The organism is Leifsonia sp. NPDC102414 (assembly GCF_044765685.1).
Taxonomy (GTDB): Bacteria; Actinomycetota; Actinomycetes; order Actinomycetales; family Microbacteriaceae; genus Leifsonia.
Genome location: NZ_JBIWKN010000001.1, coordinates 1496478 through 1523398 on the forward strand (window position 1 = coordinate 1496478; position 26921 = coordinate 1523398).

The following is a 26921-nucleotide window of genomic DNA, read 5'->3' on the forward strand; positions in this document are numbered from 1 at the left end:
GCAGACGCATCCACCGCATCCACTGGTGCCGCCGCCGGTGCTGCGTCCCCCGGGACGGAGCAGGTGCAGCTGGTCAACGGGCTGAGCTGCGCCGTTCCGTCCGGCTCGCCGCTGGCGAAGCTGCTCAAGTCGCAGCGCACCTGGGAGGGCCCTGACGCCAAGGAGCGTCTGCGCATCCTGCGCGCGGCGAAGTCGGTCGCTATCGTCGGTGCCTCCCCCAACCCTGCGCGGTCGAGCTACTTCGTCGGAACCTATCTGCAGCAGTCGACCGACTACCGCGTGTACTTCGTGAACCCGAACGCCGACACCATCCTCGGCGAGAAGGCATACCCCGACCTCGCGTCGCTGCCCGAGGTGCCGGACATCGTGGATGTGTTCCGCAAGCCGAGCGACCTGCCAGCGGTCATCGACGAGGTCGTCGCCGTCGGCTCGCCCACCGTCTGGGTGCAGCTGGGCATCTGGAACCAGGAAGCGGCCGAGTACGGCGAGTCCAAGGGCCTCACCGTGGTGATGGACCGCTGCATCAAGATCGAGCACGCCCGCTTCCACGGCGGCCTCCACCTCCTCGGCTTCGACACCGGCCAGATCACCGCCCGCAAAACCCTCCGCTGACCATCCTCTGACCCTCCTCCCGCCCCGACGGGGTCAGGCCCGGGCGACGACGTGGAAGACGTGCCAGTGCTTGGGGCCCTCGAAGGACATGCCGCGGCGGTCCTCCTCTGCGAGCTGCAGGACGTCGAGGCCGGTGAGCATCCCCTCGACGCCGGCGCGGTCGTGGAAGTTCATCCGGGGGCGGCCGAACCACTCGTCGTGCGGACCGAAGAACTCGCCCGCGAACACCGCACCGGGGCGCAGCGCATCCCGGATGTCGGCCCACAGGTACGGGAAATGGGCGGCGTCGCAGAACGGCAGGGCGAACCCGGCGTAGACGAAGTCGCTCGCCGGCAACCCGCCGAGCGTCTCGAACCCTGCCTGGCGCACGTCGACCAGGTCGGCGAGGTCCGGCCCGAGCTCGGCGGCGACCCGCTCCTCGACGCCGGGGTCCGCATCCACCGCCAGCACGCGCCAGCCATGCTCCGCCAGGTATCTGGTCTCGATGCCGTCGCCGCAACCGAGGTCGATCGCGTCGCCTGGCGCATCCCCCTGCCAGGCGTCGAGGCCGCTGAGGAAGGTGCCGCGTACTCCCCTGCCGCCCTGTGCCGTGTAGAACTCCGACCAGTCGAACGCCATGATCCTCCTCGCCGAGACGGGTGTTCGCCCTGAGCCTACGCGCGCGTGGGGCTGGACGTCGCCTGCTGTCGCTACTATCGGCAAGTGGAGTTTCGGCCGTCGTCCCCTCGGATCGCGATTCTCGGCCCCGTGCTGGTCGAGGACAGGTCCGGCGCACTCGCCGAACCCTCCGGGGTGCTCGGCAAGAGCCTGATCGTCGCGCTCGTGCTCGCACGCGGCTCCCTGTCGGTGCCGTCGCTGGTCTCCGACCTCTGGGATGACACCCCTCCCCGGCAGGAGCGCGCCGCCCTGCAGACGCTCGTTTCGCGCGTGCGCACCGTCACGGCGGACGGGCTGCTGGAATCCACCCCGAGCGGGTACGCGCTGGGCGTCGACGACGCCGCGACCGATCTCGGGCTCGCCAGACGTCACCTGGAGCTCGCGCGCGCGGCGGACAAGAACCAGGATGCGGCCACCATCGCCGTAGAGACCCGCGCTGCCCTCGCACTCTGGCGCGGCGAGCCGGGCGTCGAACTCGGCGCGACCCCGCTCGCCGACGAGCTCGGCCGCACCGCCGCCGCCCTGCACGACGAACTGCTCCTGCTGCGCGCCCGCGCCTCCCGCCTGCTCGGCGACGCCGAGGCCGCCCTCGGCGACCTGAGACGCCTGGCCGATGCCAGCCCGCTCGACGAGGCCGTGCAGCTCGAACGGATGCGCGCCCTCGACGCCGCGGGCAGACGCACCGACGCGCTCCGCGTCTTCGCCGAGGTGAAGGAGGCGATGCTCGACCGGCTCGGCACCAGGCCCGGACCAGAGCTCGTCGCGTTCAACGCATCCATGCTCGTCGACGACGACACACCCCAGCCGCCGGTCGCCGGAGCGCGCGTGCGCATCGGACTCCGCGCAGCGCCCAACGCCCTGATCGGCCGCGAATACGACCTGGATGCGCTCGAAGACCTCATCGCCACCTCGCGGCTGACCACCATCCTCGGCGCAGGCGGGCTCGGCAAGACGCGACTGGCGCAGGAGATCGGTCACCGCGCGGCGCTCACGCCCTCCGTCGTCTTCGTCGAGCTCGCGAGCGTGCGCGACGGCGACGACGTGACGCTCGCCCTGGCCTCCACCCTGGGCATCCGAGAAGCCGCTGCGACCCGGCCGGGCGATCCAGGCGCGCGCGTCGACCTGCGCTCGCGCATCCTGGGGGTGCTCGGCGAACGCGAGACGCTGCTGATCGTCGACAACTGCGAGCACATCGTGGATGCGGCGGCGGCCTGGATCGGCGACATCCTGGAGTCCGTCGCGACCGTGCGGGTGCTCGCGACGAGCAGGGCGCCGCTGGCCATCGGCGCGGAGCACGTGTATCCGCTCGACTCGCTGTCCAGCAGGGCACGGGATGCGGAGAGCCGCTCCGCGCATCCGGTCGGCGGTGGCAGCAGCGCTGGCTCCGGCGGTGGCAGCAGCGCTGGCACCGGCACCGGCACCGGCACCGGCAACGGCAACGCAATCGGCTCCGACGCCGACCGCGGCCCCGCGGTCGACCTGTTCGTGGAGCGCGCCCGCGCCGCCCGCCCCGGCGTCGTCCTCCCCCTCGACACCATCGCCGACCTGTGCGAACGGCTCGACGGTCTCCCCCTCGCCATCGAGCTCGCCGCCGCGCGCACCAGGTCGATGTCTGTCGACGAGATCGCGCGTCGTCTCGGCAACCGGTTCGCTCTGCTGACCGGGGGCGAGCGCACGGCGCCGGAGCGCCACCGCACCCTGCTCGCCGTCATCGACTGGAGCTGGAACCTGCTCGGCACCTCGGAGCGCATGCTGCTCCGGCGGTTGTCGCGGTTCCCCGACGGGTTCAGCGCCGACGCCGCCGACGTCGTCTCCGGCGACGGCGCCGCCACCGTGCTGGACGACCTCGAGGCACTGGTGAACCAATCGCTCGTGACCGTCACGGAGGATGAGACAACGGGCATCCTGCGCTACCGGCTGCTGGAGACCGTCCGCGAGTTCGGCGAGCTCGCCCTGGCCGAGGCCGGGGAGACCGAGCTGGTGCAGACGCGGATGGCGGACTGGGCGCGCACCTTCTCCCGGGATGCGCTCGGCCGGATGAACGGGCGAGAACAGGTCGCCCAGTTCCGCAGGGTGACCGCCGAACAGGACAACCTGGTCGCCATCCTCCGCACCGCGCTCGATGCGCAGGACGGAACCACGGTGGTCGCGGTGTTCGCCACACTCGGCTACTACTGGTCGCTGCGCAGCGCGCACACGGAGGTCATCGCCTTCGCGCCCGGCGTCCTCGCCGCCCTGCGCGACTGGGAACCGGAGGGCGAAGAGGAACGGATCGACGCCGTCGCGGTGTACGCGATGATCGGCGGCACCTTCCTCTTCCTCGACCAGCGCACGTCGCTGCGCGCGATCACGCGCCTGAAGCGCGCCCGCGGACGCGGCCCTCTGCCGGACAGCCGCCTGGACGCCCTCGCCAGCGCCGTCGCGCTCGGCGGGCGGACGGGCCCGAGCATCGCGCTGATGGAACGCTACCGGGAGTCGACCGACCACGGGCTCGCGGCGATGGGGAACCTGCTGCTCGCCCAGCTCGCCGAGAACGCGGGCGAACTGGAGGACGCCATGACGGGCGCTCAGCGCGCCTGGGACAAGGCGCGCATCGCTGAGGACACCTGGAGCACCGCATCCGCTGCCCAGTCGCTCGCGCAGGTGCACAGCGAGCTCGCGCATCCCGTGGAGGCGATCAGGTGGGCCGAGCGCGCCCAGAGCGGTTTCGGCGAGTTGCAAGCCGTCGGCGACGTGCGTCAGATCGACTGGATCATCGCCATCAACTCGGTGGCCCTCGGCGACCTCGACCGGGCACGCGACCTGCTGGAACGCTACCTGCGCGACCAGGACGACACCGGGTTCGACTACGTGGACTATCTGGGCGTGGCATACGCAGGCCTGGCGGAGGTCGCACTCGCGGAGGGCGACGACGCTGAGGCGGTCCGCCTGTTCCGCGAAGCCGTCGGCATCTTCGGGCGTACGGACGCGCTCACCAACCCGTGGCTCGTCATCCTCGCCGGCGCGGCGGTGCTCTCGCTGCAGCGCATCAGCCTGCGGGCGCCGGAGATCGTGGGAGCGGACGCGGTCGCAGAGCTGGCGCGCGAGCTGCGCCGCCGGATGCTCGTGAACCACATGCTGCAGTCGTCATACGTCGACAAGCCGGTCGTCGGCAGCGGCATGATGGGCCTCGCCGGGTGGATGCTCGCCCCGCACACCGCGGACGGCCGCGACGCCGCCTGGGTCGACTCCGGGCTCCGGCTCTACGCGCTGGCCACCCGGCTGAACGCCCGGCAGGACCTGCCCAGCCTGCACCGCGACCTGCTCCGCGCCGAGATCGTCGGCGCGTGGGGCGCCGACCGGCTGGATGCGGCCCTCGCGTCGGCCGCCGGCCTCCCGCGCGACGCGGCGGGGGCCGAGGCGTTCGCGCTGGTGCGCGCGCTGCGGTTCGGCGGCGCCTGAGCGGTGCGCGCTGGTGCGCGCTGTGCGGTCTTGCCGATGGCTCTTCCGTCCGCACGGAGCGTGCGGCTACGACGGGTCGGCGCGCACACCCTGCGAGGCGGCCCCGGCCGCATCCACCGGCGCGGCATCGCCCTCGACCACGTGGCGGACGCTGATGGCCTCGACGATCGGCCACACCGCAGAGTGCGGCAGGTCGGGGATGACGACGCGGTGCCTGCCCGCCGCGGTCGTCGCGATGAGGGTGGCGAGCCCCGCCCTGCGCTGGAAGAAGCTGCGGCGGATGGTCCAGCCGATGATTCCTTCTGTCGCGAGCACAGCCCGCTTGCGGTTCAGCGAACCGCTCCTGGCGATCAGCCAGCCGCGCAGCAACGCGTGGCCGAGACCGCGCCAGCGGTCGGCGGCGAGCATGGCGGACGCGGGAACGATCACCACGAACGCCCACCAGACCATCGGCGAGACGATGCCGGACAGCTGCAGCACCAGCGCCGCGGCCGCGAGCACCCCGGCGAACGACGCCGCCCTGGTGTAGCGCCTGCGATGGGCGCGCGTGCCGTGCGTGATCAGCTCGACGTCCAGCGGTTCGCTGCCGCCGAGCACCACGGAGGCGATTCGCACGGCCTCCTCGCGCGGTCCTGGCGGGGCGAGCAGGGCGACGCCGCCGCGCTGTCGGCCGAGACCGGTCATGATCGCGTGCGCGGACGCCGCTCCCGCCAGCCGCAGCGACAGCGGCTCGGAGAGCTGCGCGCCGCGGAGGCGGGTCTCGTCGAGCGTGATCTGCCTGGCGCGCAGCAGCCCGTGGCTGATGTGCAGGGTGTGCGGTCCAGCCCGGTGGATGCTGAACCCTCCGTAGGACAGCGCGTACCGCACCATCGCAACGGCCGACGCGAGGACCACGAGGACGATGGAGCCCCACAGCGCGGTCACCAGCAGCGGCAGATGGGTGACCCAGCCGATCCCCTGCTGCACCACCGCCAGCCGGGTGAGAACACCGCCCTCGAAGAAGTTGAGCTGCACCACGAAGAAGACGACCGCGACGATCGACGCGACCCCGCTCAGGGTGAGCGGCGCATACCGCACCCAGCGCGGCGACCACCTGCTCAGGTTGGCCGGCTGCTCAGCGCCGGTGGAAGCATCCGGGGGCGCGAGCCGCAGCAGCTCACTGCGCAGGGCGGGCAGATCCCGCAGAGCGACGGCGTTGAGCGCGAGCTCCTCCTGCCCGTGGGATGCGCCCGTGCCGACCTTGACGATCGCCAGCCCGAACACCCGGTGCAGCAGAGTCGCATCCACATCCACGCTCCGGATGCGGTCCCGCGGCGCGGACAGCGTGCGCCGGTTGAGCACCCCGCTGCGCACCTGCACGTGCGTCGGCGTGATGCGGTAGGTGGTGGTGAAGAAGCGCAGGACGCCGAAGACGATGCCGAGCCCGGAGAGGACGTACGCCCACCACGGCTCGCCGCCCGCAGCGCCCGCAACGAGAGCGATCAGCAGCACGGGCAGGTAGCGGATCAGCTCCCGCAGCGGATGCACGAGGAGCATCAGCGGGTTGAGGCGGCGCCACGGCTCGGTGGAGGGGTCGTGGACGTCGCCGGTCTCGACGGCGGGTTCGGCCGCGGGCGGCTCCGCGCTCATGTCGCGTCGCCCTCCGAGTGCTGGGCGACCTCCGCGAGGATCGCGACGACCTCGCGGGCGACCGCGTCGTCGAGGGCGTGGATGGTGAGGGCGCCGGCCGAGGATGCGGTGGTGATCGTCACCGAGGTGAGCCCCATCATCCGCATCAGGAAGCCGCGGCGGGAGTCAACGGTCTGGAGCCGGGCGATCGGCGCCACCCTGGTCTCCTGCGTGAACCAGCCGGAGCGGACGAAGATGGCGTCCTCCGTGATCTCCCAGCGGTGCACCCGGTAGCGCCAGCGCGGCATCACCGCGACGTGCACGATGGCCGCCACGACGGTGAGACCCAGCCCCGCGAGATGCAGGGGCTGGGTCCAGGCGTCGGCCAGCAGCATCCAGACCAGTTGCAGCGCGGCGAAGAACGTCCAGCCGACCGCCGCATCCCACGCCCAGAACCGGACAGCGCGTGTGCTCGGCCGGCCGGACGGCTCCCTGACCAGCGCGGCGATGCTTCCGGCGACGGTGCTCATGAGGTGTCCTTCTCTGAGGGTTGGATGCGACGGGATGCGGCGGGTGCGGCGGGAAGCGCCTGCCTGATGGCTGCGCCGCCTACAGCTCCGGGATGTTACGCCTTCCGCATGTATGCGCGCACGGTGAGCGGGGCGAACACCGCGACGATCACCGCGGCGCCGAGGAGGGCGAGCCAGCCGTCCGCGCCGAAGGTTCCGTGGTTGGCGAGGTCCCGGACAGCGGTCACCAGGTGGGACACCGGGTTGATGTTGACGAACCAGCGCAGCCAGTCCGGCAGCGAGTCGACAGGCACATAGGCGTTCGACAGGAACGTCAGCGGGAAGAGCACCATGAACGAGATGCCCTGCACCGAGCTGGCGGTGCGTGCGATCACTCCGAAGAACGCGAAGATCCAGCTGATCGCCCACGATGAGACGATCACGAGCAGACCGGCGAGGATGACGAAGCCGATGCCGCCCGCCGGACGGTATCCCATGATGAAGCCGACCACGAAGGTGATCGTCGTCGCAATGGCGTAGCGGAGGGTGTCGGCGAGCAGCGCTCCCGCCAACGGAGCGATCCGGGCGATCGGCAGGGACTTGAACCTGTCGAACACTCCCTTGTCCATGTCCTCGCGAAGCTGCACCCCTGTCACGACAGAGGTGGTGATGACGGTCTGCACCAGGATGCCCGGGATGAGGTTGGGCAGATAGGTCTGCACGCTTCCGGCGACAGCGCCACCGAACAGGTACGCGAACATGACCGTGAAGATGATCGGCTGCAGCGTCACGTCGAACAACTGCTCCGGCGTGCGCTTGATCTTCAGCAGACCGCGGTATGCCATCGTGAACGAGTTCGCGAGGCTCTGCGTGAGGCTGACGTGGTTCTTCAGTTTCCGCTCTGACGGCGGGGTGATGACGGTGAGGGCGCTCATGCGTCGACCCTTTCTGATTCTGCGGCGTCTGCTGCGTCGGACTTCTCGTCTTCGACGCCGTGGCCGGTGAGGGTGAGGAAGACCTCGTCGAGGGTCGGCTTCTGGACCGACATCTCGGTGAGGTGGATGCCGGCTTCGCGGAACGTCACGAACAGGTCGGTGACCGCATCCGGGTTGCGCATGGGTGCGGTGATTCGCGACCCTTCAGGCGAAACGACCGCGTCGACACCGAGCACAGCGCCGATCGCACGGCGTGCGTCCTCCATGTCGGACGGGTCGGCAAGGCGGAGCTGCAGCGACGATTCACCGACGGACGCCTTGAGTTCGTCGGCGGTCCCCTCGGCGACGACTCGGCCGGTGTCGATCACGGCGATCCGGTCGGCGAGCTGGTCGGCCTCGTCCAGGTACTGCGTGGTGAGCAGCACGGTGGACCCGGTGGCGACCAGGCGGCGGATGGTGTCCCACATCTGGGCGCGGGTGCGCGGGTCGAGGCCGGTGGTCGGCTCGTCGAGGAAGATCAGCGGCGGCTGCGCGATCAGGCTGGCGGCGAGGTCGAGGCGGCGGCGCATCCCGCCGGAGAACTTGGCGATGGGGCGCTTGGCCGCATCGGTCAGCCCGAACTCTTCGAGCAGTTCTGCGGACTTGCGCTTCGCTTCCGCGCGGCTCAGGCCGAGGAGACGGGAGAAGATGACGAGGTTCTCCGTGGCGGAGAGCCGCTCGTCGACGGACGCGAACTGCGCAGTCACGCCGATGAGCTGGCGGACGACCTGCTGCTCTCGCGCGACGTCGTGGCCGAAGATCGTGGCGGTACCCGCGTCCGGCTTGAGCAGGGTCGCGAGCATGGAGATGGTGGTGGTCTTGCCGGCGCCGTTGGGGCCGAGCACACCGTAGACGGTTCCGGCGCGGACACTGAGGTCGACGCCGTCGACCGCGCGGTTGTCGCCGAAGACCTTGACGAGCCCGTGGGCTTCGACCGCCCATTCTGAGCTGGTGGTCATGGTGATCCTTCCTGATGGATGGGATTCGAGTTGATGCTGACGATGTTCCACGGGCGCGCTTACACAGCGCTTACGTGGCGCTTACAGGGGTGCGCGAAGCGTGTAAGCGGCGGGATGCGCGGGGACGCGGGGATGCGCGGGGATGCGCGGGAATGCGCGGGAATGCGCGGAAATGCGCGGAACAGCGGGTCTCAGCCCGCAGCAGCCAGCAGCGCTGCCCTGTCGATCCCCGCGATCGCGATGGCGCGAGGGACCGTGCCGAATTCGATGGTGAGGATGCCGGCCAGCAGGTCGGACTCGGCGGTGCGCCTGTCGCGTCCGCGGGCTGCGCCGTCGCGCCCGCGGGCGGCGACTTTGTGCGCCCTGACCAGCGCATCCCTGGCTGTGGTGCCCCAGCGGGGGCGAGCGGTGCGCGGCGTCGCGGTCAGGCGTTCCTCCTGAACGGGTTCGACGCCGGCCGCCCGCAGGCTCGCCTCGCGTTCGGCGCGCAGCGCTGCCTCGATGCCCGCGTGATCCAGCCCGGAGGCGGCGAGGGCGCGCTGTGCTCTCGTGCCGTCCGACACGGACAGGGCGAGCAGCAGGTGCTCTGCCTCCACGAGGGATGCCCCGCGGAGGCGGGCCTCCTCGACGGCCAGCATCACGGTGTCGCGAAGCGAACGGGAGAGGCGGTGGTCGTCGCGGGTGGTGTCGCGGTCGGCGCCGTGGTCGGCGGCTCCGCGGTCGTTGGTGTCGTCTGGTGTGCTGTTGTCAGGCATTGCGCCTCCTCAGTTCGATCCCGGCCGCTGCGACGCGACGCAGGTGCTTCTTGTGCACGGCCTGCCTGGTGACGCCGAGCGCGTCGGCGATCTGGGTCCAGGTCCAGCCGTCGCGCAGGGCGCGCTCGACTTCGGCGTCTTCGAGCCGGTCGGCGAGCTCGCGGAGGGCCACGACGGAGGCGAGTCCGTCTGCTGCTCCGCCGATGGGTGCTGGTGTCGGTGTGGGTCCCATGAGAGCAACTTAGGTTGCTTATCCGTCGTTGTCAACTTAAGTTGCTAAAACGGTCTGGAGGGGAGTCGCGCGCGTGGCGGTTCCGTGCGCGAAAGCGCAGGACGACGCAGCAATCGTGCATCCCGCGCGACGTAGACTGAAGAAGTGACAGCGTACGTCTCGGCTTTCGACCTTTTCTCCATCGGCATCGGCCCATCGAGTTCGCACACCGTCGGCCCCCTCCGGGCGGCCCGCACGTTCGCCGAACGCCTCGTCACGGACGGCCTGCTGGATCGCGTCAGCCAGGTCACCTGCACCCTCTACGGATCGCTCGGCTCCACCGGGATCGGCCACGGCACTCCGGATGCGGTGCTCGCCGGCCTCGCCGGGCTCGAGCCGGAGACCTGCCGGCCCGAGGACGTCCACGGCGTATGGGCGGGACTGACCGAGGGCTCGACGCTGCTGCTCGCCGATCGCCGCGCCATCCCGATCGCGCGCGACGACATCGCCTTCGAGCCGCGCACGCGCCTCCCCGGCCACCCCAACGCGCTCACGATCACCGCCTGGGGTGCCGGTGACGACGGGACGGTGGATGCGTTCCCGCTGCTCGAAGAGACCTACTACTCCATCGGCGGCGGCTTCGTCCGACGCGATGGGGAGGAGGCGGAGCTCTCGGCGCGGGCCGCGCATCCCCTGCCGTACGACACCGCGGAAGAGCTGCTGCGGCTGTGCGAGGCGCTCGACATCCCGATCTGCGAGGTGGCACGGCGCAACGAGGCGGCGATCCACGGCGAGGACGCGACGAGGGAACGCCTCGACCTGATCTGGTCGGCGATGGCGGAGTGCGTCGCGAACGGTCTCGCCGGAGACGGCACCCTTCCCGGCGGCCTCGGCGTCAAGCGGCGGGCGGCCGCGATGCGCGAGCACCTGGAGTGCGTCGGCGACGAACCGGGCCGCGACACGTCGATCGAGTGGCTGCACGCGTTCGCGCTCGCGGTCAACGAGGAGAACGCATCCGGCGGTCGCGTCGTGACAGCGCCCACCAACGGCGCAGCGGGGATCGTCCCGGCTGTCGCCCACTACTACCTCCGCTTCGTTCCTGGTGCGTCGGCCGACGGCATCCGGAAGTACCTGCTGACGGCGACCGCCATCGGCTCGCTGTTCAAGGCGAACGCGTCGATCTCCGGCGCCGAGGGCGGCTGCCAGGCCGAGGTCGGCTCCGCCTGCGCCATGGCGGCCGGGGCGCTCTGCGCAGTGCTCGGCGGCACGCCGCGCCAGGTCGAGAACGCGGCGGAGATCGCGATGGAGCACCACCTCGGCCTCACCTGCGACCCGGTCGGCGGACTGGTTCAGATCCCGTGCATCGAACGCAACGCGATCGCATCGTCCACGGCGGTGTCCGCCGCGCGACTCGCCCTGCACGGAGACGGGTCGCACCTGGTCTCGCTCGACACGGTGATCGAAACGATGCGGCAGACCGGCCTCGACATGTCGACGAAGTACAAGGAGACCAGCGAGGGCGGCCTGGCGGTCAACGTCATCGAGTGCTGACCGCGGGCGCGGTGACCGGCGGGATCGGCCGCCGACGCGAGCGCGTTACGTCGCGTTGCGGGAAGGCTGCCTGGATGCGCGGCCCCTGGTTAGCGTTGTGCCGTGACTCGCGCATCCGGACCCATCGCATCCGTCGGCAACGCTGACGCACACACGGGCGCACGCGCCGGCGGCAACGCTGGTGCTACCGCCGCAGCCGGCACCGAGGCCAGCGCAGGCGCCGCCAGCGCCGCGACCTCCACGACCTCCACGACCGGCAGCGTGCTCGGCGCCGCCCTCGCCGGACCGCTCGTCTCGACTCAGTGGCTGGCCGATCACCTCGGCTCCGACGGCCTGGTGATCCTGGACGCGACGGTCGTCGCTTCCACCAGACCGGACGGATCGCCTGTCTCCATCAGTGGGCTGGACCAGTACCTCGTGGACGGCCACATTCCCGGCGCCGTGTTCGCCGACCTTCTCGACGTCTTCAGCGACCCACGCGGTGCATACCCGTTCACCCGTCCGAACGCTGCTGCGTTCGAGGCCGCGGCGGAGTCGGTGGGAGTCGGCAGCGACACCACTGTCGTCGTTTACGACGCGTCGGTCGGCCAGTGGGCCTCGCGCCTGTGGTGGCTGTTCCGCGCGTTCGGACACACGAACGTTGCTGTGCTCGACGGCGGCGCGGTGAAGTGGAGGGCCGAGGACCGCCCGCTCGAACGCGGGCACGTCGAGCCACGGCCGACGGACGGCTTCCTCGCCGAGGAGCGGCCGGGCGCGTGGGCGTCGAAAGAGGACGTGGCGGCGGTGCTCGACGGCACCGCGGATGCGACCCTCGTCTGCGGCCTGCCGCCGAAAGAGTTCGCGGGCGAGACCGGCAATCGCCGTCGCCTCGGCCGCATCCCCGGCAGTGTGAGCGCCCCGGCCGCGCGACTCGTCTCCCGCGAGACCAACGCGCTCCTGCCGGCGGCCGAACTGCTCCGGACGTTCGCGGACGTGCTCGCCTCCGACGCGCGAATCGTCACCTACTGCGCGGCGGGGATCGCCGCCGCGGCGGACGCGCTCGCCCTGGCGGTGCTCGGCAGGGACGACGTGTCCCTCTACGACGGATCGCTCAACGAATGGTCGGCCGACCCTGGCGCACCGCTGGAGACCGAGGCCGCGTAGTCCGGGCCCTCCGTTCCGAAGGAGATCGGGCGCGCGAGCGACCGTTTCTCCTTCCCGACGGAGAACGCGACGGCGTGTCGTCCGGGATCTCCGTCTGGACGGAGGTTCGGATACGAACCTGAATCCACGCTTCGGATTCACCGAACGTGCTTCGTGCGAACGGTATGCGTGCATAAGCTCGCATCATGAGTCTCACTGACATCCCCCTCACCACCATCGACGGTGAATCCACGTCTCTCGGGGCATACGACGGTCAGGTCGTCCTGATCGTGAACGTCGCATCCCGCTGCGGGCTCGCGCCCCAGTACGAGAAGCTCGAAGCGCTGCAGAAGACCTACGGCGACCGCGGTTTCACGGTCATCGGCTTCCCGAGCAACCAGTTCCTGCAGGAGCTGTCCACGACGGACGCGATCAAGGAGTACTGCTCGACCACCTGGGGCGTCACGTTCCCGATGATGGAGAAGATCAAGGTCAACGGCAAGTCGCAGCACCCGCTGTACACCGAGCTGACGAAGACCCCGGATGCGGCGGGCAAGGCCGGCAAGGTCAAGTGGAACTTCGAGAAGTTCGTCGTCCTCCCGAACGGCGAGGTGCACCGCTTCCGCCCGACCGTCGAGCCGGACGACCCGGCGATCGTCGGCCTCATCGAGGGCGCGCTGGCCGAAGCGGCCTGACACGGCTCGACGCGGCCTGGCGCTGCGTGGCCCAGCTCGGCGGGACCTGACGCCGCGCCGGTGCCGTCAACCGTCAGGCGCGCCGGAACCAGCGACCGCCGACGCGCTCGGTGAGGCGCCACGGCCCCGTATCGGCGAGGCTGTGGATGCGGTCCACCGCGTGCTCAGCGATCGGGATCGCCTGGTCGACGTCGTCCGCCATGAACCGCACCGTCACTCGAGCCTCGCGGGAGACCACATCGAGGCTGCTCGCTTCGACCAGGGTGAGTTCGGCCACCGCCTCTGCGGCAGCGGGGACGACGGCATCCGGCTGGACGCCGGGGTGGAGGAGACCGACAGCGACGATGACGCGGAACGATGGCATCTTTCGAGAGTACGCGAGCGCCGCATCCCGATTTTCCGGCAGTCGAGGCGTACCCTGTCCTCGATCGAACCGCGTGATGGGGGCGCAATGATGCGAATGGATGAAACGACGACGAACGTGAACGAACAGCGACTGCGGGGGCAGGACATGGATGCGCCGGACCACGGCCGCCACGGACACCGCCATGGCTCGGCCGGCTCGGGGGGCGCGACCGGCTCGGTTGGCGCAGTGGTCTCGGCGCCCGGCGATCTGAGCCGCGAGCAGATCGACGAGTTGGTCGACCTGCTGCGTGAGCGACGACGCGGCGATCAGGCGGAGGCGGAACGCCTCGCCGAATCACTCGGCATCGTGCTGTCGGCCCGCTCCGACGCGACCGCGGACGACGAGCACGACCCGGAGGGGCCGACGCTCTCGTCCGAGTGGAGCCGGTTGCAGGCGCTGCGCGGAGAGACCAGCGACGACATCACGGCGGTGGATGCGGCCCTCGACCGGGTGAGGCTCGGGACGTTCGGCTCGTGCACCCGGTGCGGCTCACCGATCGGCGTCGACCGGCTGCGGGCTCGCCCGACAGCCGAGCTGTGCATCGGCTGCGCCCTGGTCGTCGACAGCTAGGGCGCCGTCGACAGCTAGGGCGCGACGCTCACCGCGTGGTGCACATCCTTCGGCGCGAGCACCCTCTGCAAACCGGGTGCCCCACGCCCGCAACGCACGTCATCGCCACCGCACCGCAACACGCGTCAGCGCCGCCCAGCGCCCGCCCTCGCCGCGCGATAGACGGCTTCCGTGCGTGACGAGGCTCCGACCTTCCGGAGGATGCTGGACACGTGCACGCTGGCGGTCTTGGCGCTGATGTACAGGCGTTCGCCGATCTGCTTGTTGCTGAGGCCCTGCTCGATGAGGGCGAGCACCTGGGTCTCCCTGTCGGTGAGCACCGGTTCGGCCCCCCTCGCGGTGACGTGTCTGGCAGGAACGGCGGAGGCGACGAGGTGATCCGCCGCATCCACCAGCAGGCCGAACCCGAGAGCGTCGGCGAGCTGCCGTGCCCCGGCGGCCGCGTGCTCCGCCGCCGCTCGATTCCCCGCGACGGCGTTCGCCTGCGCCAGCCGGAGCAGGGTGTACGGGCGGAGATGCGCCGGGGCGCCTGCACCGCGTGCGGCATCGACCGCGTGCTCCCACGCCGCGACGACCTGCGCCGGCAGCTGGCCGAGCACTCCGGCGAGCTCCGCCTCGATGAGCGGCGCCCACACAGGGAAGGTGGGCCAGGTACTGAGTTCGGCGAGAACGGCGAGCAGCGCTCGCGCCGCAGACGGAGCGTCGACGACCGCGGGGCCGTCGCTGGCGACACCGCCAGGACCGGTGCCAGGACCGATGCCGGGACCGGTGCCGGGGACGCCGCCGGCACCGCTATCCGGCACACCACCGGGAGCTGTGGCCCCTTCGCTCGCGCCGAGCGCCGAGAGGGCACGGGCCGCCGCCGCGAGCAGCGGCAGGTCGTATGCGGGGATGGAGCGGCGTGCGTCCGAGAGCACGACGCTGGCGTCGCGCCACGCGGCCGCCGCGTCTCCGCGTGCGACCTCGATCTCGGCGGCGACGCGGGCGAATCCGAGGCGGGACTGCATCTCGATCTCGGCCTGGACCAGCATCCCTTTCCGCCAGCGGCGCAGCAGGTCTTCCGCGCGCTGAGTGTCGCCGCGCCAGAGCGTGAGCCAGAGCTTCATGCGCTGCAGGTGCACGCGGAACCCGGGCGGCGGGTCGAGTTCGAGAGCGGGGTCGAGCATGTTTTCTGCGAGGTCGAGCTTGCCGAGGGCGAGGAGCGGTTCGACCGTGTTGGAGGCCAGCATCACGCCTGAGGTGCGTTCGACTCCGCGGAGCTTCGCCTGCTCGACGCCGGCCTGGGCGATGCGCACGGCGTCGTCGAAGCGGCCGAGCAGGTTCATCACGTCGGAGGCGTTGACCGCGTTGCGCAGGAGCGGTCCGCTGTCCGTCCCCGCCAGCACGCGGGCGGTGTCGAGGTCGGCCAGCCCTTCCTCGATGGAGCCGTCGTTGACGAGCACGGTTCCCCGGATGGTGTGCGCCACAGAACGCCGGGCGCTCGCCTCGTCGGCGGCCTCCGTGATCGACAGGGTCGAGGTGCGGATCGCCTCGTCATAGCGGGCCTCCAGCATCAGCCGGCCGGCGACCTCGGCGAGGAGCTGCGCGCGCAGGCCGTCGCCGGGGTCGTGCGGAGCGATGGCGAGAGCCCGCTGCAGCAGGTCGACCGACCCCGGCCTGCTGAGGTTGGCGAGGTACTGCGCCTTGTCGCGCAGCAGCCGCGCGTGCCGGTCTGGGCTCAGGCCGTCCGCGTCGTCGAGCGCGACGTTGACGAGCGCGAGGGCGCGCTCGCTGTCTCCGGCGTTGCGCAGCGCCGACGCGGTGCGGGACAGGAGTTCCGTGCGGCTGCGCCCCGCGAGCTCCTCCGCACCGTCGACGCGATCCCACAGCTCGAGCGCCCTGTCGCCCATCGCGGCCGCAGCGCTGTACGCGTAGGAGAGCCGGGACTCCTCCATCGCTTCGAGCGAGGCGATGAACGCCCTCCGGAGGTCGTGAGCCGCCATCCAGTGATACGAGATCTGGCTGGCCGAGCCGCCGGCCTCCTCGATGGCGACCGCGTACCTGGTGTGGAATCGCGTGCGCTCCCCCGGAAGCAGGTCGGCGTGCACCGCCTCCCTGACCAGCGCGTGCCGGAACGAGTACTCGGTGGTGTCCGCGGCGAGGACATGCGCGACGACGGCCTCGCGGGCGGCCGCATCCAGGTCGTCGGCCGTTCCGTCGAACACCGCAGCCAGCAGGTCGTGCTCGACGCACACGCCGCCGGCGGAGAGCAGCCGGAGGAGTCGCTGCGCCGGCTCGCTGAGCCGTTCGTAGCGGGCGAGGAGGAGGTCGCGGAGCGTCTCTGGCAGGTCCTCCCCCGTGCCGAGGTGTTCGATGCCGATCAGCTCCTCGACGAAGAACGGCACCCCCTCGCTGAGCTGGTAGACCTTCTCGACCGTCGCAGCATCCGGTGCGCAGCCGAGGATCTGCTCCGCCTGCGTTGCCACCTGTGCACGGCTCAGTCGTCCGAGTTCCCAGCGGGTGGCGCGCCGGGTGCGATCGAGCTCGGGGAGGTAGGAACGCAGCGGGTGGCCGCGCAGGACTTCGTCGCTGCGATAGCTGAGCAGCAGCAGGAACCGCCCGCGCTCCATCATGCGGATGACGAACCGAATCAGCTCCAGGGTGGCGGTGTCTGCCCAGTGGATGTCCTCGACGGCGACGACCAGTGGATGCGCGGCCGACACGTTCTCGAACAGGACGGTGACGAGCTCGTACAGTCGCTCGGCGCCGGTGCGCGCTGGCACGGCGTCCGTCGAGGCGAGCTCGGGAAGCAGCACGGACAACACCCCTGCACCCTGTCCCGCGGCGGAGAGGACCGCATCCAGCCCGATCGCGTCGACCAGTTGGCGGAGGATCGCGGTGAACGGGGCGTATGGAGCGCCGTCGGTGCCCAGGTCGACGCTGCGACCGGTGAGCACCGTGGCCGTCGAGGCAGCGTCGGCGAGGAACTCTGCGATCAGCCGCGACTTGCCGATCCCGGCTTCGCCGCCCACGACGACCGCCCGCGGCTGCCCGTCGGCGACTGCGGCCAGCTCGTCGTGCAGCGCAGCGAGATCGGACTCCCGTCCGATCAACGAAGCGCTCGACGCCGGTGATCGCATGAACTGATCTTGCCATCGACCACCGACATTCGGAGGGGTCGCCGACGGGCGTTCGCGGGCGGCGGATTGCGGGGTGGGAAGGGCGGCGCTGGTCACCGGGCGAGGTGCTGGAGTTCGCGCTCCGTCTGGCGGGGTACGGCGTCCGGCTGCGTCGTGCTGGGCTGCGTCGTGCTGGACTGCGTCGAGCCGGGCTGCTGCGTGCTGCTCCGGGGCACGGCCGGGATGGCGGACGGCCGTGCCGCTCTGGCCTCAACCCGTTCCGCCTTTCGTGCGCGCGCCGCGTTGCGACGGGCCGACCAGCCCGTCTCCCTGGCCTCGCCGGGGGCGTCGGAACGCCGCGTGGCCTTCGCCCCATCGCCGTCCTGTCCGTCGTCTGCCGCGCGGATCACGCGCAGCAGTTCCAGCTCTCTGATGTGCGCCGCCGTCTCGGACGCCCGCACCCTGTCTGCCACATACTCTTCGAGCAGCATCGTCGTCTTCCCCTGTCTGCTGTCGTCTCTTTCTCGGTGGTTCGACTCTCGTCTCTAAGGCAGAGCGCGGACATCGGGAAGATGCCCTATTTCGGTTCGCCGTGGTCCTCGACAGACGGCAGAGGACGGGTGGATGCTGGGCACATGGCAACCATCAACGAGCTCACGCCGCCGTATCGGGTCGGCTATTTCGTGGGCAGTCTCTCGACGCACTCGATCAACAGACTGCTGGCCAAGGCGCTGATCGCCCTCGCTCCGGCGGATCTGACGTTCACCGAGATCCCGATCGGCGAACTGCCCCTCTACAACAGGGATCTCGACGGTCACTTCCCGCAGGTGGTGCTCGACTTCAAGGCGACGATCGCCGCCCAGGACGCCCTGCTGTTCGTGACGCCGGAGTACAACAGGTCCATCCCCGGTGCGTTGAAGAACGCGATCGACTGGGCGAGCCGCCCGCACGGCGAGAACGTGATCGCGCGGAAGGCGACGGCGGTGATCGGCGCATCCCCCGGAGCGATCGGAACCGCCGTGGCGCAGCAGCAGTTGCGCAGCGTGCTGAGCTTCCTGCAGGCGCCGCAGATGAACGCGCCCGAGGCGTACATCACGCTGCGGCCCGGCCTGATCGCCGAGGACGGGACCGTCACCGATCCAGGAACCGAGGCGTTTCTGAAGAGCTACATGGACGCGTTCTTCGAGTACATCGAGCGCGTCCTCACCGTGGTGCCGAAGGCGCGCTGACCCCGCGGCGGGCGGGCCGGATGTTGTCTCCCGCCCCCGGTGACAACCGCACGGCCTCGACGACGGAGCCGAGGGCCAGCAGTGCGATGATCACGAACGCTACCCGGTATGCCCCTGCCGGCTCCTGCAGACCGGTCAGCCGGGCGAGTGGTTCGCCGAATCGCAGCGCGACGGCTCCGACGGCCACGCCGAGCCCCGCGGCGATCTGCTGCACCGTCGACGCGAGCGTGTTGGCCGCGGTCATCTCGGCGGAGGGCACATCGGCGAAGGCGATCGTGTTGTACGCGGTGAAGCCGGTGGAGCGGGTCATGCCGCTGAACACGAGCAGCGTGACGACGAGGGCGATCGGCGTCAGCGGAGCGATGAACGCCGAGAGCAGCATGCTGAGCACGGCGCCCGCCGTCGACACGATGAGCACGCGCTTGAACCCCCACCGTACGAGCATCGGGGTGGTCGCCGGTTTGATGACGAGGTTGCCGACGAACAGGGTCAGGACGATGGCGCCGGCCTGAACGGGCGACCAGCCGAGCGCATCCTGGAAGAACAGCGGCAGCAGGAATGGCACCGCCGAGATGGTCAGCCGGAACAGCGACCCTCCCGCGTGCGTGACCCGGAACGTCTCGATCCGGAACGCCCGCAGATCCAGCAGGGGATGCGCTGTCCGCAACAAGTGCAGGACGGCCCACCCCGTCAGCAGCCCACCCGCGACGCCTGCGGCGATGGTCGCGACAGCGGGCGCGGCCGGGTCCGCCAGCAGGGCGCCGAAGACGACGACGCCGCCGACGCCGGTGAACGTCAGCGCGAAGCCCGCCCAGTCGAGCGGCACCCGCTGTCGTTCGGTCTCGCGCGGGGTGAGCCGGATGGCGGCGATGAAGGCGACGACGCCGAGCGGCACGTTGAGCAGGAAGATCCACTGCCAGCTCGCGAAGGTGACGAGGAGCCCGCCGACCAACGGGGCGACGATCGGAGCGGCGAGGGCCGGCCAGGTCAGCCACGCGATGGCGCGCACCAGGTCCTTCTTCTCGGTGACCCTGAGCACGGCGAGCCGCCCGACGGGCACCATCATCGCCCCGCCTGCGCCCTGCAGCACGCGCATCGCGGTGAGCTGCACAAGATCCGAGCTCGCCGCGCACAGCACGGATGCGACGGTGAACACGGCGATCGCGCCGGTGAACACTACGCGTGCGCCCAGCCGCTGGGTCAGCCAGCCCGAGATCGGGATGAGGACGGCGAGGGTCACGAGGTATGCGGTGATCGCCACGCCGACCGTCGCAGAGTCGATGCCGTACGCCCGCCCGATGGTCGGCGCTGCGGTCGCCAGGATCGTGCCGTCCAGGTTCTCCATGAAGAAGGTGCCGGCGACCAGCAGGGTCAGGGCGGGCTGCCTGCGCTCGTTCATGCTGAGTCGCTCGATTCGGAAGGAGAACCCGCACGACACGCCGCCGGCGGCTCCGTTCGGAAGGAGAAAGCGGCGCGCGGCGGCCGATTCTCCTTCCGGACGGTCGGGGTGGGGTGAAGGTGGGTGCGGTGAGGGTGGGTGGAGCGCGCGGGGTGGGCTGGGGTCACCGGCCGCCCTCGAGCTTGCGGTGGCGCTGGGCGATGGCGGGCGCGCCGTACGGGTAGTCGTCGGTGCGTGGAGCGCTCACGTCGGTGAGGGTGGCGACCTGGGCGTCTGTGAGGGTGAGGTCCGAAGCGGCGAGGTTGTCGGTGAGCTGGTCGACGGTGCGCGCGCCGAGGATCACGGACGTGACCGCAGGGCGGTCGGCCAGCCAGGCGAGCGCGACCTGAGAGGCGGACGCGCCTGTCTCCTTCGCGACGGCGGCGACCGCGTCGATGACCTCCCAGGTGCGAGGGTCTGCGTTGCGCTTGTCCCACGCCTCCATGCCACGCTTCGGGTCTTCGCCGAGGCGGGTGGCTCCGGTGGGGTTCTGATCGCGGGTGTACTTGCCGCTCAGCCAGCCGCCCGCGAGCGGCGACCACGGCAGCAGGCCGATGCGCGCATCCAGTGCTGCGGGAACCACCTCGTGCTCGATGCCGCGCACCAGCAGGTTGTACTGCGGCTGCAGCGTGACCGGCGCTGCCCAGCCGTTGGCGCGAGCGAGCTGGACCGCCTTGGTGAGCTGCCAGCCGAGGTAGTTGGAGAAGCCGTAGTACGAGATCTTGCCGTCGCGGACCGCCTGGTCGAGGAAGCCGAGCGTCTCCTCGAGCGGGGTCAGCGCATCCCACGCGTGCATCTGGTAGAGGTCGATGTGGTCGACGCCGAGCCGGGAGAGGGAGGCGTCGAGGGCCGCGCGGAGATGGGTGCGGGACAGGCCGATGTCGTTGGGCCCCTCCCCCATCGGGAAGCGGCCCTTGGTGGCGATGACGACCTCGCCGCGGCGGCCGGGGTTCTGCGCCAGCCAGCGGCCGATGATCGTCTCCGAGGTGCCTGCGCTGTAGACGTCGGCCGTGTCGATGAAGTTGCCGCCGGCATCCAGATAGGTGTCGATGAGGAGGTGGGAGGTCTGTTCGTCGGCTTCTGCGCCGAACGTCATCGTTCCGAGGGCGAATTCCGACACGATCGTGCCGCTGTTTCCGAGAGTGCGAAGTTCCATGGTTCGACGCTATTACCGTGGCACGCGTTTGCGAACCGTTTGCCGTGGACTGGTGGAGAAGTCCTCAGGATGGCGGGCTGTGGAGGGATCGGCACCGCACGTGCCACGCTGGACGTATGCCAGCGCCGCTCCGCCTCGTCCTCGTCTCCGACACCCACCTCCCTGCGCGCGCCCGCACACTGCCACCGCAGCTCCTCGCGGCGATCGACGACGCCGACGTCGTCATCCACGCCGGCGACTGGGTGGATGCGGCCACCCTCGACCTCCTGGAGGCCCGCTCGAAGCGCCTGATCGCCGTCTACGGCAACAACGACCACGGCGTGCTGCGCGAGCGACTCCCCGAGGTCGCGACGGCGGAACTCGGCGGCCTCCGGTTCGCGGTCGTCCACGAGACGGGACAGGCAACGGGCCGCGAGCTGCGCTGCGAGACGGCCTTCCCCGATACCGACGTCCTGGTATTCGGCCACAGCCACATCCCGTGGGACACGACGGCGCCGAACGGACTGCGCCTCCTCAACCCCGGCTCCCCCACCGACCGCAGGCGACAGCCGGAGTGCACGTTCATGACGGCGACCATCGCCGACGGGATGCTCGACCAGGTGCGGCTCGTCGCGATCCAGCGCTGACACCCCGTCGGCGACACTCCACCGGCATCATTCCACCGGCACCAGGAACCCGTCCACCACCAGCGCCCGCACCGCGGGCACCAGCTCCGCCGACAGCGCCCCCTCGTCCACCTCGAGCAACTGCGCGAGCGCAGCGACGATCGCCGCGACGCTCAGCTCGCCGTCGCACGCCCCGACCAGCGCGATCAGTCCCGTGTCGCCCTGCACCGTCCGGCCGAAGCCGCCGCCCTGGCGCAGCAGCATCGCCGTCGGGGCGTCGTCTCCCGGCCAGAAATGCCGCTCCTCCGTCACGTCCCCCGCCACCGCGTACCGGTGGGATGCGAACGCCTCGTCGCCGAGCGCGGCCTGCCAGTCGTGCGCCGCGAGGCTGTCGCCGAGGTGCACGCCGAGTCCTGCCTCGTTCGAGCCGAGCGCGCCGTGCCTGCGCTCCAGCCTGCGCAGCGTGGTCTCGCCGGCGATCGGGCGGCGCAGCAGCACGTAGCCGAAGCCGACAGAGCGCACGTTCCGCTGCTCGAAGTCGTCGAGCCAGGCGGAGGTGAGGCTGTCGAACGCGTCGGTGCCGTGCCTCGTCCCTCCGTCGCGGATCCAGGTCTCGGCGTAGCGGGCGGCGTCCTCGACGTCGCGCTCGATCACCCACGCATCCACCGGAACCTCCGACGCGTCGATCCAGCCCGAGACCCTGTCGAACGCGTCTCCCGCGCCATCCCCTCGGTACTCCCAGTTGGCGAGGAACTGCGCCACCCCGCCCGGCGCGAGATACGACCCCGCCGAGCGCACGACAGCCTCGACGAGCGCGTCGCCCACCATCCCGCCGTCGCGGTACTCGTACTGCGGCACGCCCCCCGCGCGCGGCGTGATGACGAACGGCGGGTTGGACACGATGTGGTCGAACGTCTCACCCTCGACCGGGTCGAACAGGCTCCCGAGGCGGAACTCGACGCCCTCGATCCCGTTCAGCTCGACGTTCAACGCCGCGAGCTCCAGCGCCCGTTCGGAGATGTCCGTGGCGACGACGTGGTTGGCGTGGCGGGAGGCGTGCATGGCCTGGATGCCGCATCCCGTGCCGAGGTCGAGGACGCGGTCGACCGGGTTCTGCAGCATCAGTCCGCTGAGGGTGGTGGATGCGCCGCCGACGCCGAGCACGTGGTCGACCGGAAGCGCGTGACCGAGGGCGAGCTCGCCCAGGTCGGAGACGATCCACCAGTCGGCGGGGCCGCGCGCGTCCACGAAACTGTACGGGCGCAGGTCGACTGCTGCGGAATAGCGTCCGCCCCCGGTCCCGCCCACCAGGCCGAGCGCGACCGCGCCGTCGACCCCGAGGGCGGGGAATGCATCCGCGAGGTCGGCCGTGTCGACGGGACGACCGAGCAGGAAGAGGGTGGCGAGCGTGGCCAGCGGGGTCGTCCCTGTGCGGCGTCGCTCGGCGTCGAGTGCGCGAGCGGCAGGGACGCGCTGACCGCGGTGCAGGGATTCTGCCGCCTCCGCTCCCCACAGTGCGCTGGTGGTGGAGACCGTGTACCCCGCAGCGGCGAGGTCGGAGCGGAGGGAGGCGATGGTGGATGCGGTCACCGGACTATTCAAACGCATCGCGCCGAAACGGATCCCACCTCGTGGCTCGCACCAGCCTGCGGAGCACAATGGAGGCATGGTCCGCAAGAGAGCGATCGTGTCAGGGTCCGTGCAGGGCGTCGGTTTCCGGTGGAGCGCCAGGGAGGCCGCCCACCGGCTGGGCGTCGCCGGGTTCGCCCGCAACCGGGCGGACGGCAGCGTGGAGGTCGAAGTGGAGGGGGACGACCAGCAGGTGCAGGAGATGCTCGACTGGCTGCGCACCGGCCCGCCGGGCTCCGAGGTGGTCGACGTCGCCGTGTCGGACGCGACGCCGGACGGAGACGACGCGTTCCGCATCCGTGAGAGCGTGTAGCGCCTGCACCTAGGGGCGCGGCGGCTGGAGGGTCACAATAGGAGCATGACCCGTGCCACGCTGCTGACCATCACCGCCCCGACCGGCCCTCGGGAGGCTGGTTCCCTGGATACCAGGGATGCAGGCTTCGTGCTCGCAGACTTCGACGCGCCGCAGGTGCGCATCACCGACCTGAGCGTGACCCGCGGAGACGGCGTCTTCGAGACGGTCGCCGTGATCGCCGGACACCCCCAGGCGCTCGAACCGCACCTCGCGCGGCTTGCCCATTCGGCGGAGCTGCTCGATCTGCCGTCCCCCGCGCTGGACGTGTGGCGTGCTGCGGTGCTGGCCGGGGTAGCCGACTACCAGCAGCGCAACGGCGGTGACGGCGAGCTATTCGCGAAGCTGATCTACTCGCGCGGCGTGGAGGGCACGGGAGCCCCGAGCGGCTGGATCTTCGTGGACGAGGGCGAGGACTTCTCCACCGCCCGCCGCGGCATCCGCGTGGTCACGCTCGACCGCGGATACCGGCACGACGTCGCGGAGACCTCACCGTGGCTGCTCCAGGGCGCCAAGACGCTGTCGTACGCCGTCAACCGCGCGGCCCAGCGCGAGGCCGTGCGACGTGGCGCAGACGACGTGATCTTCGTCAGCTCGGACGGCTTCGCCCTGGAAGGGCCGACGTCCAACGTCATCCTGCTCTCCGGCAACACGGTGCGGACCCCGCAGACCGACCAGGGCATCCTGGCCGGCACGACCCAGGCGAGCGTCTTCGAGTTCTTCGCCGCCCGCGGCTTCGACACGGTCTACGAGGAGATCGGCGCGGCGGAGCTGACGAGCGCCGACGCGCTCTGGCTCGTCTCCTCCGTGCGCCAGGCCGCTCCCATCACCGCGCTCGACGGCCAGACGTTCCCCGTCGACGCCGCCCTGACGGACGCTCTCAACGACTTCCTCCTCTCCCGCACCACCTGAACGGACGAGCTGCCACTGCCTGTCGCGAAACCCGCCGGCTCCGCGACAGTCACCGGCATTTCGCGACCATTACGGGCGAATTCCGGGGAGAGCCGCGCTGCGTTTAGGCTGTACGCACTGCTGTGGAGGGGAGGACGTACGTGGCAGGTCAGGTTCCGACGAGCATCGAAGTGCTGCGCCAGCAGGCGCGCGACGAGCTCTCCGCGATCATCGAGCACCGCTGCCGCGCCGGCGAGGACCCGTGGCAGTTCATCCCGGATCTGCCGAGCGTCGACCAGCAGGTCGTGATCGGCCTGCGCGCCAGCGCGATCGACCGGTTCGACCTCGCCGATGAGCAGTCCCGCGCGCACCACCCCTCGGCGGGACGTGCCGTGTTCGCCCGCTTCGAGTACGACGTGCTGCGCAGGATCGCGCTCACGCATCCCGAACTGAGCGAGGCGGTCTGGGAGCTGCTGGACCGGCTGGAACGGGCGTAGCCCCGCCCTGTTCAGCCCGGCCCGGACAGCCCGGCTCTGTCAGCCAAGCGCCTCGGCTGTCGTCACCGGCAGATCGCAGACGAAGTCGTGGCACAGGTACGCCGCAACCCTCCCCCCAGTGGATGCGCGCCCGGCGAACAGCTCGAACCCCTCTGCCGCGAACACCTCGGCCCCCGCATCCCCGACCACGGCCGTGAGCGCGGTGTCCCTGCGCCGCACGGCGCCGAGCAGGTCGGCACCGCCCGCATCCACCGTGTCCGGCAGCACGACCACCAGCTGCTCCGGCTCCTCGGCCAGCCGCACCATCAGCTCAAGCGCCGCGCCGAACGCGCTCGGCGTGGCGACCGCCTGGGCGGCGACCACGCGCATCCCTTCGCGGGCTGCTCGCTCGTAGCGGCGCTCCCCCGACAGCAGGAACAGGGTGTGCGCCGCCGTCGCCGCCGATGACAGACCGGAGGGGTATGCGCCCTCCGAGGGATCGACGCGGATGGCCATGCCGTTGCTCTGCAGCACGGGGTCGCCGCCGCCCGGCGTCTCGAACGCGCAGTCCGCGTCCCCCGCAGCGTCGATGCAGAGGTCGACGAGGTCGCGTGCCGCCGTCGCGTACTCGGCGTCTCCGGAGGCGAGAGCCAGGTCGAGCAGGCCGGAGGCCAGTCCCCCGTAGTCCTCGAGGGTCGCCGCCGCATCGGAGACGCGGGCGCCGAGGGAGGCCCGGACGAGCATCCCGTCTGCGCTGCGGTGCCGCGCGAGCAGGTCGTCCGCCGCCGTGCGCGCGGCGACCATCCAGGCGGGACGGTCGAGCGCGAACGATGCTCTGGCGAGCGCCCCGATCGCGAAGCCGTTCCAGCCGGTGAGCACCTTGGCGTCGATCGGCGGCGGGTCGAGCTTCGCCCGTTCGGCGACCGGCAGCCGGTAGTACGCGCCCTCGACCCTCGCTCCGTCGATCGTGCTCTCCGAATCCTGCGCGGACGCGAACCCGCCCTCCGGCCGCCGCAGCACGCCGAGCAGGAACGCGGCGATCCCGTCCGCCGCGGACTCCGCCCAGGCCGCTCCGGTCTGCTGCCAGGCCGTGGCGTAGCAGCGCAGGAGCAGCGCATTGTCGTAGAGCATCCGCTCGTAGTGCGGCTCGCTCCAGTCGCGGCGGGTGGCGTAGCGGAAGAATCCGCCGTCCACGGTGTCGCGCAGCGGCGACTCCGCCATCAGCCGCAGGGTGCGGGAGGCGAGCTGTCGGCCGCTCTGCCTGGCGAGCAGGAAGCCGAGCACGGGAGCGACGGGGAACTTGGGCGATGTCCCGAACCCGCCGAAGCGTTCGTCCTCGGCCGCGGCGAGCGCATCCACCGCGCCGTCGAGTGCGCGGGAGTCCGGCAGTTCTGAGACGGCTGTCGCTGCGGTGGATGCGGCGGCGAGCGCTGCCACGACCGCCGCCGCGTTGCTCTCCACCTCCGCACGGCGTTCCGTCCACGCATCCCACACCGCGTCGAGCACCTGCCGGAACGACGCCCGCCCCTCCATGGCCAGCGGAGGGAAGTACGTCCCTGCGAAGAACGCACGCCCGTCCGGGGTCGCGAACACGGTCAGCGGCCAGCCGAGGTTGCCGGTGAAGGCGCTCGCCGCCGACAGGTAGCCGGCGTCGACGTCAGGATGCTCCTCCCTGTCCACCTTGATCGCCACGAACCGTTCGTTGAGGAACGCCGCGAGGTCGGGGTCGCTGAAGCTCTCCCTGGCCATCACGTGGCACCAGTGGCAGGTGGCGTATCCGATGGAGACGAGCACGGGGACGTCCCGCCTGCGCGCTTCGGCGAACGCCTCAGCGCCCCACGGGAACCAGTCGACCGGGTTGTCCGCGTGGGCGCGCAGGTATGGGCTGATCGCATCCGTGAGCCGGTTCGCCATGCCGCCACCCTAGCCCCGCGCACGGCAGCGCGGGGCGCGCGATGTCGCACCCTGCTGCACGGC

Annotated in this window: 25 protein-coding genes; 11 read left to right on the forward strand and 14 right to left on the reverse strand. The window is 71.0% G+C overall.

Annotation, left to right across the window (positions count from 1 at the left end):
- The first annotated feature begins 81 nt into the window (after nt 1–81).
- Complete coding sequence (locus tag ACIRCZ_RS07140) at nt 82–612, forward strand: CoA-binding protein (RefSeq protein WP_055896473.1); 531 nt, start codon at nt 82–84, stop codon at nt 610–612.
- 33 nt (nt 613–645) lie between these two features.
- Here the strand turns inward: ACIRCZ_RS07140 and ACIRCZ_RS07145 are convergent, their stop codons facing one another.
- On the reverse strand, nt 646–1230 hold the full coding sequence (locus ACIRCZ_RS07145) for a trans-aconitate 2-methyltransferase (protein WP_055895442.1): 585 nt from the start codon (nt 1228–1230) through the stop codon (nt 646–648).
- An 84-nt stretch (nt 1231–1314) separates the two neighbouring features.
- On the opposite strand from ACIRCZ_RS07145, the gene ACIRCZ_RS07150 reads away from it, so the two are divergent.
- Nucleotides 1315–4710 carry an AfsR/SARP family transcriptional regulator gene (locus ACIRCZ_RS07150; protein WP_402851130.1) on the forward strand — a complete coding sequence of 1132 codons (3396 nt, stop codon included), beginning with the start codon at nt 1315–1317 and terminating at the stop codon, nt 4708–4710.
- A 66-nt stretch (nt 4711–4776) separates the two neighbouring features.
- On the opposite strand, the gene ACIRCZ_RS07155 is transcribed toward ACIRCZ_RS07150, so the two are convergent.
- The 6 genes from ACIRCZ_RS07155 to ACIRCZ_RS07180 all read right to left on the reverse strand — a co-directional run bounded on the left by ACIRCZ_RS07155 (nt 4777) and on the right by ACIRCZ_RS07180 (nt 9747).
- Nucleotides 4777–6339, reverse strand: a complete 1563-nt coding sequence (locus tag ACIRCZ_RS07155) for a PH domain-containing protein (protein WP_402851132.1) — start codon at nt 6337–6339, stop codon at nt 4777–4779.
- Nucleotides 6336–6848 (reverse strand): PH domain-containing protein, encoded by a 513-nt coding sequence (locus ACIRCZ_RS07160; RefSeq protein WP_402851135.1) that lies wholly within the window; start codon nt 6846–6848, stop codon nt 6336–6338. Before ACIRCZ_RS07160 ends, ACIRCZ_RS07155 begins: the two co-directional genes overlap by 4 nt.
- 95 nt (nt 6849–6943) lie before the next feature.
- Nucleotides 6944–7762 carry an ABC transporter permease gene (locus ACIRCZ_RS07165; RefSeq protein ID WP_055895436.1) on the reverse strand — a complete coding sequence of 273 codons (819 nt, stop codon included), beginning with the start codon at nt 7760–7762 and terminating at the stop codon, nt 6944–6946.
- Nucleotides 7759–8760: an ATP-binding cassette domain-containing protein gene (locus tag ACIRCZ_RS07170; protein ID WP_055895433.1), complete on the reverse strand. Its 1002-nt coding sequence runs from the start codon at nt 8758–8760 to the stop codon at nt 7759–7761. Before ACIRCZ_RS07170 ends, ACIRCZ_RS07165 begins: the two co-directional genes overlap by 4 nt.
- Nucleotides 8761–8951: 191 nt before the next feature.
- Entirely contained in the window at nt 8952–9515 is a 564-nt protein-coding gene (locus tag ACIRCZ_RS07175) for a Clp protease N-terminal domain-containing protein (protein WP_402851141.1), read from the reverse strand.
- Nucleotides 9508–9747 (reverse strand): helix-turn-helix domain-containing protein, encoded by a 240-nt coding sequence (locus tag ACIRCZ_RS07180; RefSeq protein WP_055895431.1) that lies wholly within the window; start codon nt 9745–9747, stop codon nt 9508–9510. The genes ACIRCZ_RS07175 and ACIRCZ_RS07180 overlap by 8 nt, the downstream gene beginning before the upstream one ends.
- A gap of 144 nt (nt 9748–9891) precedes the next feature.
- Here ACIRCZ_RS07180 and ACIRCZ_RS07185 point away from each other — a divergent pair, with 144 nt between their 5' ends.
- The 3 genes from ACIRCZ_RS07185 to ACIRCZ_RS07195 all read left to right on the forward strand — a co-directional run bounded on the left by ACIRCZ_RS07185 (nt 9892) and on the right by ACIRCZ_RS07195 (nt 13094).
- Complete coding sequence (locus ACIRCZ_RS07185) at nt 9892–11277, forward strand: L-serine ammonia-lyase (RefSeq protein ID WP_402851144.1); 1386 nt, start codon at nt 9892–9894, stop codon at nt 11275–11277.
- A gap of 102 nt (nt 11278–11379) precedes the next feature.
- The gene (locus ACIRCZ_RS07190) at nt 11380–12420 is read left to right on the forward strand and encodes a sulfurtransferase (protein ID WP_402851147.1); all 1041 of its coding nucleotides are present in this window, start codon (nt 11380–11382) and stop codon (nt 12418–12420) included.
- Nucleotides 12421–12605: 185 nt separating this feature from the next.
- Entirely contained in the window at nt 12606–13094 is a 489-nt protein-coding gene (locus ACIRCZ_RS07195; RefSeq protein ID WP_402851150.1) for a glutathione peroxidase, read from the forward strand.
- Between the two features lie 73 nt (nt 13095–13167).
- Here ACIRCZ_RS07195 and ACIRCZ_RS07200 read toward each other — a convergent pair whose 3' ends face one another.
- Nucleotides 13168–13458, reverse strand: a complete 291-nt coding sequence (locus tag ACIRCZ_RS07200; RefSeq protein ID WP_402851153.1) for a hypothetical protein — start codon at nt 13456–13458, stop codon at nt 13168–13170.
- A gap of 96 nt (nt 13459–13554) precedes the next feature.
- Here ACIRCZ_RS07200 and ACIRCZ_RS07205 point away from each other — a divergent pair, with 96 nt between their 5' ends.
- Nucleotides 13555–14070 (forward strand): TraR/DksA family transcriptional regulator, encoded by a 516-nt coding sequence (locus ACIRCZ_RS07205; protein ID WP_235500482.1) that lies wholly within the window; start codon nt 13555–13557, stop codon nt 14068–14070.
- A gap of 125 nt (nt 14071–14195) precedes the next feature.
- On the opposite strand, the gene ACIRCZ_RS07210 is transcribed toward ACIRCZ_RS07205, so the two are convergent.
- Both ACIRCZ_RS07210 and ACIRCZ_RS07215 read right to left on the reverse strand, forming a co-directional pair.
- Nucleotides 14196–17189: an AAA family ATPase gene (locus ACIRCZ_RS07210; protein ID WP_402851158.1), complete on the reverse strand. Its 2994-nt coding sequence runs from the start codon at nt 17187–17189 to the stop codon at nt 14196–14198.
- 92 nt (nt 17190–17281) lie between these two features.
- A complete protein-coding gene (locus ACIRCZ_RS07215; protein ID WP_055895417.1) occupies nt 17282–17659 on the reverse strand; it encodes a hypothetical protein in 378 nt (125 codons plus the stop codon).
- A gap of 144 nt (nt 17660–17803) precedes the next feature.
- Between ACIRCZ_RS07215 and ACIRCZ_RS07220 the strand changes: the two genes are divergently transcribed.
- A complete protein-coding gene (locus ACIRCZ_RS07220; RefSeq protein ID WP_055895414.1) occupies nt 17804–18397 on the forward strand; it encodes an NADPH-dependent FMN reductase in 594 nt (197 codons plus the stop codon).
- Here ACIRCZ_RS07220 and ACIRCZ_RS07225 read toward each other — a convergent pair.
- Together ACIRCZ_RS07225 and ACIRCZ_RS07230 are read right to left on the reverse strand one after the other, a co-directional pair.
- The gene (locus ACIRCZ_RS07225; RefSeq protein WP_402851162.1) at nt 18372–19796 is read right to left on the reverse strand and encodes an MFS transporter; all 1425 of its coding nucleotides are present in this window, start codon (nt 19794–19796) and stop codon (nt 18372–18374) included. The two genes, ACIRCZ_RS07220 and ACIRCZ_RS07225, sit on opposite strands and share 26 nt — an antisense overlap.
- A gap of 163 nt (nt 19797–19959) precedes the next feature.
- Nucleotides 19960–20991 (reverse strand): aldo/keto reductase, encoded by a 1032-nt coding sequence (locus ACIRCZ_RS07230; protein ID WP_055895410.1) that lies wholly within the window; start codon nt 20989–20991, stop codon nt 19960–19962.
- A gap of 116 nt (nt 20992–21107) precedes the next feature.
- On the opposite strand from ACIRCZ_RS07230, the gene ACIRCZ_RS07235 reads away from it, so the two are divergent.
- The gene (locus ACIRCZ_RS07235; RefSeq protein ID WP_055895408.1) at nt 21108–21617 is read left to right on the forward strand and encodes a metallophosphoesterase; all 510 of its coding nucleotides are present in this window, start codon (nt 21108–21110) and stop codon (nt 21615–21617) included.
- Between the two features lie 27 nt (nt 21618–21644).
- Here the strand turns inward: ACIRCZ_RS07235 and ACIRCZ_RS07240 are convergent, their stop codons facing one another.
- Complete coding sequence (locus ACIRCZ_RS07240) at nt 21645–23204, reverse strand: methyltransferase (protein ID WP_402851166.1); 1560 nt, start codon at nt 23202–23204, stop codon at nt 21645–21647.
- Between the two features lie 58 nt (nt 23205–23262).
- Between ACIRCZ_RS07240 and ACIRCZ_RS07245 the strand changes: the two genes are divergently transcribed.
- From ACIRCZ_RS07245 to ACIRCZ_RS07255, 3 genes are all read left to right on the forward strand, one after another.
- Nucleotides 23263–23538 carry an acylphosphatase gene (locus ACIRCZ_RS07245; RefSeq protein WP_055895403.1) on the forward strand — a complete coding sequence of 92 codons (276 nt, stop codon included), beginning with the start codon at nt 23263–23265 and terminating at the stop codon, nt 23536–23538.
- A 45-nt stretch (nt 23539–23583) separates the two neighbouring features.
- The gene (locus tag ACIRCZ_RS07250) at nt 23584–24489 is read left to right on the forward strand and encodes an aminodeoxychorismate lyase (RefSeq protein WP_402851170.1); all 906 of its coding nucleotides are present in this window, start codon (nt 23584–23586) and stop codon (nt 24487–24489) included.
- A gap of 140 nt (nt 24490–24629) precedes the next feature.
- Nucleotides 24630–24965, forward strand: coding sequence for a hypothetical protein (locus tag ACIRCZ_RS07255; RefSeq protein ID WP_055895399.1), 336 nt, complete (start codon nt 24630–24632; stop codon nt 24963–24965).
- Between the two features lie 39 nt (nt 24966–25004).
- Here the strand turns inward: ACIRCZ_RS07255 and ACIRCZ_RS07260 are convergent, their stop codons facing one another.
- Nucleotides 25005–26858, reverse strand: coding sequence for a thioredoxin domain-containing protein (locus tag ACIRCZ_RS07260; protein WP_055895396.1), 1854 nt, complete (start codon nt 26856–26858; stop codon nt 25005–25007).
- Nucleotides 26859–26921 lie beyond the last annotated feature (63 nt).